The following is a 12365-nucleotide window of genomic DNA, read 5'->3' as shown; positions in this document are numbered from 1 at the left end:
CTCCTTTTTTATCATCTTTGGAATACGCACACTCCGTGCGCAGGCCCGTGCCAGACAGCCATTACTACCGGATTATCCGCTCCGGCAAAGGGGGGAACAGCTCGCCACTCCCCGTCAGGTAAAACAATCTCTGCGACGTCGTCCGTCGCGTTCAGCGTCACCAGCCACTTATCCGAGAGCAGGATTTGCAGGCAGGTGATGCCGTGTTGCCACTCTTGCGCGCTCAACGGCTGCGCGTCTTTATTCAGCCAGCTAACGTTGCCGTCGCCCTCCTCCCACCAGCGGTCGGCGGTAAGGGCGGGGATCTGCTGGCGAAGGTGGATCAGCGCCGCGGTGAAATGGGTCAACCCGCTGTTCGCCTCTCCCCAGTCGAGCCAGGTCAGGGTGTTGTCCTGGCAATAGGCGTTGTTGTTGCCGTGCTGGCTGTGGCCGTGCTCGTCGCCCGCCAGCAGCATCGGCGTGCCCTGCGACAGCAAAAGCGTCGTCAGCAGCGCATGAACGCTGGCGCGTCGCCGCTCGATCACATCCAGACTTCCGCCTAACCCTTCTATACCATGGTTAAAGCTATGGTTATTGTTAGTCCCATCGCGATTCTCTTCGCCGTTTGCCTCATTGTGTTTCTGATTGAAACAAACACAGTCGCGCAGCGTGAAACCGTCGTGCGCCGTCACCAGATTAACGGTGGCCGACGGACGTTTGCCGTCGCGCTTAAAGAGATCGCTTGAAGCGGCAAAGCGTCCGGCGAACTCCCCCAGCGACAGATCGCGCGCCAGCCAGAAGCGGCGGATAGCGTCGCGGTAGTGGTCGTTCCACTCGGCAAACAGCGGCGGGAAGTTTCCCACCTGATAACCACCCTCACCAATGTCCCACGGCTCTGCGATGAGCTTCACCTGTGAAAGCACCGGACAGTTTTTTATCGCCTCAAACAGCGGCGCCTGCTGGCTGAACGCCGGGGTACGCCCCATCACTGGCGCCAGGTCGAAACGAAAACCGTCCACGTGGTACGTCTCAACCCAGTATTTCAGGCATTCATACGCGTAATGCGTGACCGCCGGATGACTGAGGTTGAGGGTGTTACCGCACCCGGTCCAGTTCTCGTAATCGCCGTCGTCCCTGATCCAATAATAGCTACGGTTATCGATTCCGCGCTGTGAGAGCGTCGGACCGTCAAGATCGCTTTCCGCACTGTGGTTCAAGACCACGTCCAGAATGACCTCAATGCCCGCCGCGTGAAGCGCCTTCACCGCATCGCGAAACTCATCCCGCGCCTTTTCCGGATGGGCGGCATAGCGTGGGTCAAGGGCGAACATCGCCAGCGGGTTGTAGCCCCAGTAGTTGCTTAACCCAAGACGCTGTAGACGCGGTTCGCTGGCGAAATGCGCCACGGGCAGTAGCTCCAGCGCGGTGATGCCTAAGTGCGTCAGGTAAGCGACCATCGTCGGATGCCCAAGCGCTTTGTAGGTGCCACGCATCTCTTTAGGGATCGACGGGTGCAGATACGTCAGCCCTTTGACGTGCGCTTCATAAATGACGGTGTTGCCCCACGGCGTGCGCGGCGGGGCATCGTCTTCCCAGTCGTAGAGATCGTGCACCACCACGCTTTTGGGCGCGACGGACGCGCTGTCGCGGTGGTCAGGTTCGCCGTAGCCAACGTGGAACAGCGGGTCGTCTTTAAACTCGCCGTCCACGCGGTGCGCGCACGGGTCAATCAGCAGCTTCGCCGGGTTAAACCAGTGCCCCTGAGAAGGCACCCAGGGGCCGTGAACGCGAAAACCGTAATGCATTCCTGGCCGTCCTCCGGCCAGGTAGCCATGCCAGGTATCTCCCGTGCGCGCCGGTAAATCGTAACGGTGCTCGTTACCTTCCCCGTCAAACACACAGAGTTCCACCCGTTCCGCATGAGCAGAAAAGAGCGTGAAGTTCACCCCCTTTCCGTCAAAGCTCGCCCCGAGCGGTTCGGGTTTACCTGCCGTGAGCTGCGTCATTCGCCCTCCCGCACCAGCCAGATGGTGCCAAGCGGCGGCAGCGTCAGGCTCAGGGAGTTTGGACGCCCGTAGCTTTCGATGGCATCGCTTTGCACCAGCCCGCCGTTACCGGCGTTACTGCCGTGGTAGTGCATGGAGTCGGTATTGAGAATTTCGCGCCATTTACCCGGCTGGTTAATGCCGAAGCGATAGTGTTCGCGCGGCACCGGGGTAAAGTTGCTGGCAACGATGATCTCGTTACCCGCTTTGTCGCGGCGCACAAAGACAAACACCGAGCGCTCGTGGTCGTCCACCACCAGCCATTCAAAGCCGTACGGATCGAAGTCCAGCTCGTGCAGCGCTTTGTGGTGGCGGTAGGTCAGGTTCAGATCGCGCACCAGACGCTGCACGCCGTGGTGCCAGTTGTCCGCGCCTTCCAGCAGGTGCCAGTCGAGGCTGGCGTCGTGGTTCCACTCGCGCCCCTGGGCGAACTCATTGCCCATAAACAGCAGCTTTTTGCCCGGGAAGGCGAACATCCAGCCGTAGTAGGCGCGCAGGTTGGCAAATTTCTGCCACGGGTCGCCCGGCATGCGGTCGAGAATGGATTTCTTGCCGTGCACCACTTCATCGTGCGACAGCGGCAGCATGAAGTTTTCGGTGTAGTTGTAGAGCAGCCCGAAGGTGAGCTTATCGTGGTGATACTGACGATAGACCGGGTCGAGCTTCATATAGTCGAGCGTGTCGTGCATCCAGCCGAGGTTCCACTTGTACCAGAAGCCCAGACCGCCCATTGACGGTGGACGGGAAACGCCCGGGAAGTCGGTGGACTCTTCCGCCATGGTCACGGCGCCTTCCACCTGCTCACCGATGATGCGGTTGGTGTTGCGCAGAAACTCAATCGCTTCCAGGTTTTCACGGCCACCATACTCGTTCGGGATCCACTCCCCCTCTTTGCGGCTGTAGTCGCGGTAGATCATTGAGGCCACCGCATCCACGCGCAGGGCATCAATGCCGAAACGCTCGATCCAGTACAGCGCGTTCCCGACCAGATAGTTCGACACTTCACGGCGACCGTAGTTGTAGATCAGCGTGTTCCAGTCCTGGTGATAGCCTTCGCGCGGGTCGCTGTGCTCGTACAGCTTCGTGCCGTCGAACTCTGCCAGCGCAAAATCATCCGACGGGAAATGGCCCGGCACCCAGTCGAGGATCACGTTCAGCCCGGCGGCGTGCGCGGCATCGATAAAATAGCGGAAGTCATCGCGGGTACCGAAACGGCGAGTAGGTGCATACAGCCCGGTAGGCTGATAGCCCCAGCTGCCGTCGAACGGGTGCTCGTTAACCGGCAGCAGCTCCAGGTGGGTAAAGCCCATCCATTTGGCGTACGGCACCAGCTGGTCCGCCAGCTCGCGATAGCTCAGCCAGAAGTTGTTATCGGTGTGACGACGCCACGAGCCGAGATGCACCTCATAAACGGAGATCGGCGCATCGAAGCGGTTGGCCTGCTTGCGCTCTTCCGTCTGGACAACCTTTTCCGGCAGCCCGCAAATCAGCGAGGCGGTATTCGGGCGCAGCTCTGCCTCAAAGGCGTACGGGTCGGATTTAATACGCAGCTTGCCGTTGGCATCGATCATCTCAAATTTGTAGAGCTGACCGTTGTGCGCGCCGGGGATAAACAGCTCCCAGATGCCGGTTTCCCGACGCAGGCGCATGGGGTGACGACGTCCGTCCCAGTAGTTGAACTGCCCGACGACGGAGACGCGCTGGGCGTTTGGCGCCCATACGGAAAAGCGCGTGCCGGTGATACCGTCCATGGTATCCGCATGGGCACCCAGCGTTTCGTAAGGGCGTAAATGGGTCCCTTCGGACAGCAGCCAGGCGTCCATCTCTTTTAAGAGCGGGCCGAAGCTATAGGGATCGTCAATCAGGTTTTGCTGGCCGTGCCAGATGACGGCGAGCTGGTAACGAAAGGGGTTTTTACGGCGGGGCATCACGCCCGAGAAGAAGCCACGCGAGTCGAGGCATTCCAGATTACCCACCTTGCGGCCGGTTTTGGGTTCGATAACCCACACTTCTGTTGCATCCGGTAACAGCGCACGAACTTCCAGTCCGGCCTCTGTACGGTGCATCCCTAGCACAGAAAAGGGGTCGGCAAAGTGACCCGCAATAAGCGCATTAATCACGTCTCTCGAAATACGATCGGACATGGTATTCATCCTGTTTTTTTATGTCGCCCTTTTTACGCGCTCCGGGACGACTTTTAATGTGACCTAAACGGTGCAGCTAATCCTCTCTGCTCCGTCCTACCCTCAGGTGAGAAATAAATCTTCCTTAAAGCATAGCCAACGACGTGGTTCCTCCCGATAAAAAATAAGACATCTGCGTTTTACTCCATGTAGTACGCATAAAAAGGGGGGCGAAAATCACCCCCCCGTGTTTAACAAATTATTACGCCAGCTGGCGCAGCATGCGGCGCAGCGGCTCTGCGGCACCCCACAGCAACTGGTCGCCGACGGTGAATGCGGAGAGATACTCCGGCCCCATGTTCAGCTTGCGCAGGCGGCCAACCGGGGTGGTCAGCGTGCCGGTCACGGCTGCCGGGGTCAGTTCACGCATGGTGATATCGCGATCGTTTGGCACCACTTTCGCCCACGGGTTGTGTGCGGCCAGCAGCTCTTCCACGGTCGGAATAGAAACATCTTTTTTCAGTTTAATGGTGAAGGCCTGGCTGTGGCAGCGCAGCGCGCCGATACGCACGCACAGACCGTCAACCGGAATGGTGTTCGCGGTCGCGAGGATTTTGTTGGTCTCCGCCTGGCCCTTCCACTCTTCGCGGGTCTGGCCGTTATCCAGCTGTTTGTCGATCCACGGGATCAGGCCACCGGCCAGCGGTACGCCGAAGTTATCCACCGGCAGCTCGCCGCTGCGGGTCAGCTGAGTGACCTTACGCTCGATGTCGAGGATCGCGGACGCCGGGTTTGCCAGCTCGGTCGCGACGCTCTGGTGCAGCTGGCCCATCTGGGTCAGCAGCTCACGCATATGACGCGCGCCGCCGCCGGAGGCCGCCTGGTAGGTCGCCACGGAGACCCACTCCACCAGATCCTGCGCGAACAGGCCGCCGAGGGACATCAGCATCAGGCTGACGGTGCAGTTACCGCCGACAAAGGTTTTCACGCCGTTGTTCAGGCCGTCGGTGATCACGCCCTGGTTAACCGGGTCGAGAATGATGATGGCATCGTCTTTCATGCGCAGTGAAGACGCCGCGTCAATCCAGTAGCCCTGCCAGCCGCTTTCACGCAGCTTCGGATAGATTTCGTTGGTATAATCGCCGCCCTGGCAGGTCACAATAATGTCGAGTGCCTTCAGCGCTTCCAGATCGTAAGCATCCTGCAACGTGCCTGTGGTACCACCAAAGGACGGTGCAGCCTGGCCGAGCTGGGAAGTAGAGAAGAAGACCGGGCGGATGGCGTCGAAATCGCGCTCTTCAACCATGCGTTGCATGAGTACAGAGCCGACCATACCGCGCCAGCCGATAAAACCAACGTTTTTCATAGCATTTTTTCCTGCAAGGGGTGTGTGCTGATTGTGCAAGCCAGTATTGAACTGGGATATGCTTCACATTACAAAATGCTGCCAAAGTCGCAAGCGAAATTAATCGATGATTGCCCGGCTATCAGAAAAAGTGCTAATCATCGGAATAACACTACTAAGTATCAGGGATAATTTAAAGATGAGTGAAATCATTTCCGCCGCGGTTTTATTGATCCTGATTATGGATCCGCTCGGTAATCTGCCAATCTTCATGTCGGTGCTGAAGCACACCGAGCCGAAGCGCCGCCGGGCGATCATGATCCGCGAGCTGCTCATCGCCCTGCTGGTGATGTTTATTTTCCTGTTCGCGGGTGAAAAAATCCTCGCTTTCCTGAATCTGCGCGCTGAAACGGTCTCAATTTCCGGCGGGATTATTCTGTTCCTGATTGCCATTAAGATGATTTTCCCGAGCGCCGAAGGCAGCAGCAGCAGCCTGCCCGCGGGCGAAGAGCCGTTTATTGTGCCGCTGGCGATTCCACTCGTTGCCGGGCCAACGATTCTGGCGACGCTGATGCTGCTGTCGCATCAGTATCCGAACCAGATGAGCCATCTGGTCATTGCTCTGCTCATTGCCTGGGGCGGGACGTTTATCATCCTGCTGCAGTCGTCGCTGTTCCTGCGCCTGCTGGGTGAGAAAGGGGTAAACGCGCTGGAGCGCCTGATGGGGCTGATTCTGGTGATGATGGCAACGCAGATGTTCCTGGATGGGATCCGGGCGTGGATGAAAGGCTGACTTTCTCCCTCTCCCTGTGGGAGAGGGCCAGGGTGAGGGCATCAGGCCGCAGAGGACAGCCCACCTAACCCTTACGAATCAAATACCGATACGGCAGCGCCTCGGTCTGCTGCGCCACCAGCTCATGCTCCATAAAGGTACAAAAACCGGGAATATCGCGCGTGGTGGCCGGATCGTCGGCAATAATCAGCAGCGTTTCACCGGTCTGCATGTTACGCACGGTTTTACGTACCATCATTACCGGCTCCGGGCAGCGAAGGCCCTGGGCATCAAGGGTGTGGTCTGGGCTGGAAAACAGGTCGGTCATGATCTTCTCGGTCAGGTAAAAACGGCTGTAGTTTACGCCCCGGCGCGGGCAATGCAAACCAGGTTAACGATTGCGCAAAAACTAACCATTGCAATGTCCAGCCAAAGCAGTATCATGCTGCGGTTTTTATTGGGTTCCCTCACCCCAACGTATAAAAAGGTCACAATATGACGCAGTTTTCTGAATCACAGCGCGTAAAAGCGTTGTTCTGGCTTTCGCTTTTCCATTTGCTGGTGATCACCTCCAGCAACTATCTGGTGCAGCTCCCTATCTCCATTTTTGGTTTTCATACCACCTGGGGCGCATTCAGTTTTCCGTTTATTTTCCTCGCCACCGATCTGACCGTGCGTATCTTTGGCGCCCCGCTGGCGCGTCGCATTATTTTTGCGGTCATGCTCCCGGCGCTGTTCATCTCGTACGTGATCTCCTCCCTGTTTTACATGGGAAGCTGGCAGGGCTTTGAGGCGCTGACCCACTTCAACCTGTTTGTCGCCCGTATCGCCGCAGCGAGCTTTATGGCCTACGCGCTGGGGCAGATCCTCGACGTGCACGTGTTTAACCGCCTGCGCCAGAATCATCGCTGGTGGATGGCGCCGACCGCGTCCACGCTGTTCGGCAACGTGAGCGATACCCTGGCCTTCTTCTTCATCGCCTTCTGGCGCAGCCCGGATGCCTTCATGGCCGAGCACTGGATGGAGATCGCGCTGGTGGACTACTGCTTCAAGGTGCTTATAAGCATTGTTTTCTTCCTGCCGATGTACGGCGTGCTGCTGAATATGTTGCTGAAAAGGCTGGCAGATAAATCTGAAATCACGGCATTGCAGGCTGGTTAAGGGTTCGCTTTATCAGTTGTGATAAGATGGGTGAATGAGCCGCTATGGCCGTTTATCGAAAGGAAGAAGTCAATGCGCAATCTGGTTAAATATGTCGGGATTGGCCTGCTGGTTGTGGGTCTTGCAGCCTGTGATAACAGCGACACGAAAACGCCTGCTCAGGGCGCATCCGCAGAGAGCAACGCGACCGGTCAGCCGGTGAATCTGATGGATGGCAAACTCAGTTTCTCTCTGCCAGCCGATATGACTGACCAGAGCGGCAAGCTGGGCACCCAGGCGAACAACATGCACGTTTACTCCGACGCAACCGGCCAGAAAGCGGTCATTGTGATTGTGGGCGACGACACCAGCGAAGACCTGGCCGTCCTGTCCAAACGTCTGGAAGACCAGCAGCGCGGCCGCGATCCGCAGTTGCAGGTGGTGACGAATAAATCCATCGAGCTGAAAGGCCATAAGCTGCAACAGCTGGACAGCATCATCTCCGCAAAAGGCCAGACCGCTTATTCTTCTGTGGTGCTGGGCAAGGTGGATAACAAACTGCTGACCCTGCAGATTACCCTGCCAGCGGAAGACCAGCAGAAAGCGCAGACGGCTGCTGAAAACATCATTAACACCATCGTGATCCAGTAACGCTTCACGATGATGACGTGGCCTCCGGTGCCTGCACCGGGGGCCATTTTTTTAGCCGCCACGTCAGCAACAACGCAATCATTACCAGACCCGCCGCGGCAAGGTAGATCACCGGTACCCCTGCCCGGGCCATCACCAGCCCCGCCAGAGGGCCGGTAATGCCTAAAGACATATCCATAAATACCGTATAGGTCGCCAGCGCCGCCCCCTGGTTCTGCTGCGGCACGGCTTTAACCGCCACCACGCCCAGCGCCGGGAAGACCAGTGAAAACCCCGCCCCTGCGAGGAATACGCCAATTTTCGCCATCCAGGGCACCATCGCGATGCCGGTCAACAGCAGCCCGACAATCTCTACCGCAAAGCAGATCATCGCCACGTTCAGCCCGCCCAGACGGTTGATGCCGTTCGGGAAAAGCAGGCGCGTGCCCACAAACGCTCCGCTAAAGAGGGTTAACGCAAAGGCCGCCCCCTCCCAGCCTTTGGCGTCATAAAACAGGGTAATGAAGGTCGCAATCACGCCGAAGCCGGTGGTCGCCAGGGCCAGCGCCATGCCGTAAGGCCAGACGCGCCCCAGCACGGCCCGAAACGGCAGCGGCTTGCCCTTGCTGGCCTTCACCTTCGGGCGCGGCAGCGCAAACAGAATCGCCGCAAGCGCGACCGCCATAATGGTGATGGCCAGGCCATACAGCCCGCCAAGCGCAAAGCAAGCCACGCCAAGCGGTGCGCCGAGCGCCATCGCCCCGTAGGTGACGATCCCGTTCCACGAGATCACCCGGCCAATGTGTGGCGCACCGACAACCCCCACGCCCCACAGCGTCGAGCCGGTTCCTGCCAGGCTTTGCCCAATGCCGAGAATGACGCGCCCCAGACAGAGCAGCGCCAGGCTGACCAGCGGCCAGTGGCTGGTGGTAGCGGCCAGCAGGTAGCTCAGGCCACTCAGAAAGCAGCCGCAGAGCCCCATAATCACAATGCGTTTTGGACCGAAAAGATCGGCGTAGCGTCCGGCGTGCGGGCGGCTCAGAAGCGTGGCGAAATACTGCAGGCTGATGACAAGTCCCGCCCAGAATGCACTAAACCCCATCACGTCATGGACGTAGCCCGGCAGAACCGCCAGCGGCAGGCCGATCGTTAAGTAGCTGGCAAAGTTGAAGATAACAACGGAAACAATGCGCAGATTGAGGCGCAATCCGCTCAGCGCCGGTTCGGCGGCAGGTTCGGGCATCGGGTTCTACCTGATTTTTTGCAACAGTGTTTCACTATTACCACGGCGCAATAAGAAAATCAGCCCCGACTTTCAGATTATCGGTGCCAGACGAAGCGGCCCCCAGGCACTACACTTATCGGGTCATCTTATTAAGGAACGCGCATGTTAGCTCCCCAGCCCGATAAAGCAGGACTCCATATCTTATTAAAACTCGCCTGTCTGGTGGTTATCCTTGCGGGTATCCATGCTGCCGCTGACATTATCGTCCAGCTCCTGCTGGCGCTCTTTTTTGCCATTGTCCTCAATCCGCTGGTGACCTGGTTTTTACGTCGGGGCGTGAGCCGCCCGGTGGCCATCACCATCGTGGTTATTGTGATGCTGATTGGCCTGACGGCGCTCTTCGGCGTACTGGCGGCGTCACTGAGCGAATTCTCCACCATGTTGCCGCAGTACAATAAAGAGCTGACGCGTAAGATCGTCGCGCTGCAGGAGATGATGCCCTTTCTTAACCTGCATATCTCACCCGAACGGATGCTGCGCAGGATGGATTCCGAGAAGGTCATGACCTACGCCACCACGCTGATGACCGGTCTTTCCGGCGCGATGGCCAGCATTTTGCTGCTGGTCATGACGGTGGTGTTTATGCTGTTCGAAGTGCGTCATGTTCCGTATAAGCTGCGCTTTGCTTTAAACAACCCGCAAATACATATTGCCGGTTTACACCGGGCATTAAAGGGCGTCTCCAAATATCTGGCGCTGAAAACGCTGCTCAGCGTATGGACCGGGATTATTGTCTGGCTGGGGCTGATGCTGATGGACGTCCAGTTCGCGCTGATGTGGGGCGTACTGGCGTTTCTGCTGAACTACGTGCCGAATATTGGCGCGGTGCTTTCCGCCGTGCCGCCGATGATTCAGGCGTTTCTGTTTAACGGTTTTTACGAATGTATGCTGGTCGGCGCGCTGTTCCTCGTCGTGCATATGGTGCTGGGTAATATTCTTGAACCGCGGATGATGGGACACCGGCTCGGCATGTCGACGCTGGTGGTGTTTTTATCCTTGTTGATTTGGGGATGGCTGCTGGGCCCGGTCGGCATGCTGCTGTCGGTCCCGCTGACCAGCGTATGTAAAATCTGGATGGAAACCACCAAAGGGGGCAGCAAGCTGGCGATCCTGCTTGGGCCGGGGCGGCCAAAAAGCCGGCTGCCGGGGTAGCAAACCTACCAGTATCGGTAGGTTTAAAGCGTCAATAATACGCCGTACATTACCGCGATTATCATCCGTCGCGGTATTTTTTATTTGCGTTAAGGTATATTAATTCTGTTTTTATTTGCTCCCCACGTATTTCTACAAAACGCAATGACTGCTCTAACGCAAATTGAAAAAAACCGAAAAGCGCTATTTTTTCCGTGATATTATACCTCTCCTTCGCGTCAACGTAATGCAAACATTAATATTGATTAAAAATACACCCAGCGCAAACGACCGACTGGATGAATATTATTTGTGAAAACCACTAACTTTAATTGTTATTATTGATATGGAGTTGTTGATGAAAAAGATCGTTAAATGGTGTGCAGCAGCAGTATTCGTTGGCGCACTGGCAGGCTGTGCGCGTACCGCCCCTATCGCTCAGGTTCACTCCACCGTCAGTGCAGGCCATACTGCCGATCAGGTGAAAACGGCGATTTTGAAAGCGGGCCAGAAACGTGACTGGATCATGACGGAAGCGGGTCCGGGCGTGATTAAGGGGCGTTTACAGGCGCGCGATCACTCCGTCCAGGTGCGTATTCCGTATTCAGCAACAAGCTATTCAATCAATTACGAAAGCAGCCTGAACCTGAAAGCGGCAGACGGTAAAATTCACAAAAATTATAACCGTTGGGTGAATAACCTCGACCACGATATTCAGCTGAACCTCTCTGCGGGCGCCGCACTGTAATATTTTTCTAAAGTCGGGCCAGATATGGCCCGATAACCCCTATTTCTTGCCCTGAAAGGTTATGCAGCAATGTACGAAAAGGACACGCTCAGCGCACTGGATGCCATTACCGAAGCGCAACGCATCGCATTTGCGCCGATGTTATTTCAGACCGCGCTTTGTCTGCGTAACTCAGGCATTCTCGCCTGGCTCGATAAACAGGGTAAAGCGGGTGCCAGCCTTGAAGAAATAACCGAAAACAGCACGCTCGGCAGCTATGGCGCCAGCGTACTACTGGATATGGGATTAAGCGGTCGAATCGTTACTCAACAGAATGGACGTTATTTTCTGGCGAAAGTAGGCCATTTTTTACTGCACGACGAAATGACCCGCGTAAATATGGATTTTACTCAGGACGTTTGTTATCAGGGATTATTTCACCTGGCGGATGCCCTGCAGGAAGAAAAGCCGGCCGGATTAGCGGTGTTTGGCAACTGGCCGACCATCTACCCGGCATTATCCCAATTACCGGCTCCGGCGAAAGAGAGCTGGTTCGCCTTCGATCACTACTATTCCGACGCCGCGTTTGACGCTGCGTTGCCATATATATTCGCAAGCTCGCCGACAAAATTGTACGATGTAGGCGGAAATACGGGTAAATGGGCGTTACGCTGCTGCCGCTATGACGACAACGTTGCCGTGACGATCCTCGATCTGCCTCAGCAGGTAGCGCTGGCGCAGGAAAACATCGCAAAAGCAGGTTTTTCTCATCGTATTGGATTCCATGCTGTCGATATGCTTAGCCCAGCGACATTGCCGGGTGATGCCGACGTCTGGTGGATGAGCCAGTTCCTGGACTGTTTCTCTCCGGATCAGATTGTCGCCATGCTGACGCGCGTCGCAGAGGCCATGAAGCCAGGCGCACGGCTGTGCATTATGGAGCTTTTCTGGGATGCCCAGAAGTTTGAAGCGGCCTCTTTCAGCCTGAATGCCACCTCGCTCTACTTCACCTGTATGGCGAATGGTAATAGCCGGTTTTACAGCGTAGAGAAGTTTTATCACTACCTGGAGAGAGCGGGTTTCAGCGTAGAACAGCGGCTGGATAACCTTGGGGTAGGTCATACCCTGTTGATTTGCAACAAACGTGAACAATAGAGCAGTTTAGCTGCCCGGGTGGCCCAGCCTGCC

11 protein-coding genes are annotated in these 12365 nt (G+C 56.7%); 6 read left to right on the top strand and 5 right to left on the bottom strand.

Features of this window, described 5'->3' with window-relative positions; all coding sequences use genetic code 11:
- Window positions 1-11: 11 nt before the first annotated feature.
- The 3 genes from glgX to asd all read right to left on the bottom strand — a co-directional run bounded on the left by glgX (window position 12) and on the right by asd (window position 5513).
- A complete protein-coding gene (gene glgX / locus D5066_RS14210; RefSeq protein WP_119916336.1) occupies window positions 12-1985 on the bottom strand; it encodes a glycogen debranching protein GlgX in 1974 nt (657 codons plus the stop codon).
- The gene (gene glgB / locus D5066_RS14205) at window positions 1982-4168 is read right to left on the bottom strand and encodes a 1,4-alpha-glucan branching enzyme (RefSeq protein WP_119916335.1); all 2187 of its coding nucleotides are present in this window, start codon (window positions 4166-4168) and stop codon (window positions 1982-1984) included. Before glgB ends, glgX begins: the two co-directional genes overlap by 4 nt.
- Before the next feature lie 241 nt (window positions 4169-4409).
- Window positions 4410-5513, bottom strand: coding sequence for an aspartate-semialdehyde dehydrogenase (asd, locus tag D5066_RS14200; RefSeq protein WP_033146834.1), 1104 nt, complete (start codon window positions 5511-5513; stop codon window positions 4410-4412).
- 178 nt (window positions 5514-5691) lie between these two features.
- On the opposite strand from asd, the gene D5066_RS14195 reads away from it, so the two are divergent.
- Window positions 5692-6285, top strand: coding sequence for a YhgN family NAAT transporter (locus D5066_RS14195; protein WP_119916334.1), 594 nt, complete (start codon window positions 5692-5694; stop codon window positions 6283-6285).
- Window positions 6286-6349: 64 nt separating this feature from the next.
- On the opposite strand, the gene tusA is transcribed toward D5066_RS14195, so the two are convergent.
- Window positions 6350-6592 (bottom strand): sulfurtransferase TusA, encoded by a 243-nt coding sequence (gene tusA, locus D5066_RS14190; RefSeq protein ID WP_008503071.1) that lies wholly within the window; start codon window positions 6590-6592, stop codon window positions 6350-6352.
- A gap of 167 nt (window positions 6593-6759) precedes the next feature.
- On the opposite strand from tusA, the gene D5066_RS14185 reads away from it, so the two are divergent.
- Both D5066_RS14185 and D5066_RS14180 read left to right on the top strand, forming a co-directional pair.
- Window positions 6760-7425, top strand: a complete 666-nt coding sequence (locus D5066_RS14185; protein ID WP_028014693.1) for a 7-cyano-7-deazaguanine/7-aminomethyl-7-deazaguanine transporter — start codon at window positions 6760-6762, stop codon at window positions 7423-7425.
- Window positions 7426-7497: 72 nt separating this feature from the next.
- Window positions 7498-8055, top strand: coding sequence for a DcrB family lipoprotein (locus D5066_RS14180; RefSeq protein ID WP_008503073.1), 558 nt, complete (start codon window positions 7498-7500; stop codon window positions 8053-8055).
- Window positions 8056-8059: 4 nt separating this feature from the next.
- Here D5066_RS14180 and D5066_RS14175 read toward each other — a convergent pair whose 3' ends face one another.
- On the bottom strand, window positions 8060-9277 hold the full coding sequence (locus D5066_RS14175) for an MFS transporter (RefSeq protein WP_119916333.1): 1218 nt from the start codon (window positions 9275-9277) through the stop codon (window positions 8060-8062).
- A 144-nt stretch (window positions 9278-9421) separates the two neighbouring features.
- Here D5066_RS14175 and D5066_RS14170 point away from each other — a divergent pair, with 144 nt between their 5' ends.
- The 3 genes from D5066_RS14170 (at window position 9422) to D5066_RS14160 (ending at window position 12332) form a co-directional block, all read left to right on the top strand.
- Window positions 9422-10471: an AI-2E family transporter gene (locus D5066_RS14170; protein ID WP_041911893.1), complete on the top strand. Its 1050-nt coding sequence runs from the start codon at window positions 9422-9424 to the stop codon at window positions 10469-10471.
- A 337-nt stretch (window positions 10472-10808) separates the two neighbouring features.
- Window positions 10809-11198 carry a lipoprotein gene (locus D5066_RS14165; protein WP_080329064.1) on the top strand — a complete coding sequence of 130 codons (390 nt, stop codon included), beginning with the start codon at window positions 10809-10811 and terminating at the stop codon, window positions 11196-11198.
- A 69-nt stretch (window positions 11199-11267) separates the two neighbouring features.
- A complete protein-coding gene (locus D5066_RS14160) occupies window positions 11268-12332 on the top strand; it encodes a methyltransferase (RefSeq protein WP_119916332.1) in 1065 nt (354 codons plus the stop codon).
- Window positions 12333-12365 lie beyond the last annotated feature (33 nt).

The sequence above is a fragment of the Enterobacter chuandaensis genome, assembly GCF_003594915.1.
Classification (GTDB): Bacteria; Pseudomonadota; Gammaproteobacteria; order Enterobacterales; family Enterobacteriaceae; genus Enterobacter; species Enterobacter chuandaensis.
The sequence above is the reverse complement of the archived record's forward strand: the minus strand, read 5'-3'. Positions and strand labels throughout refer to the sequence as shown.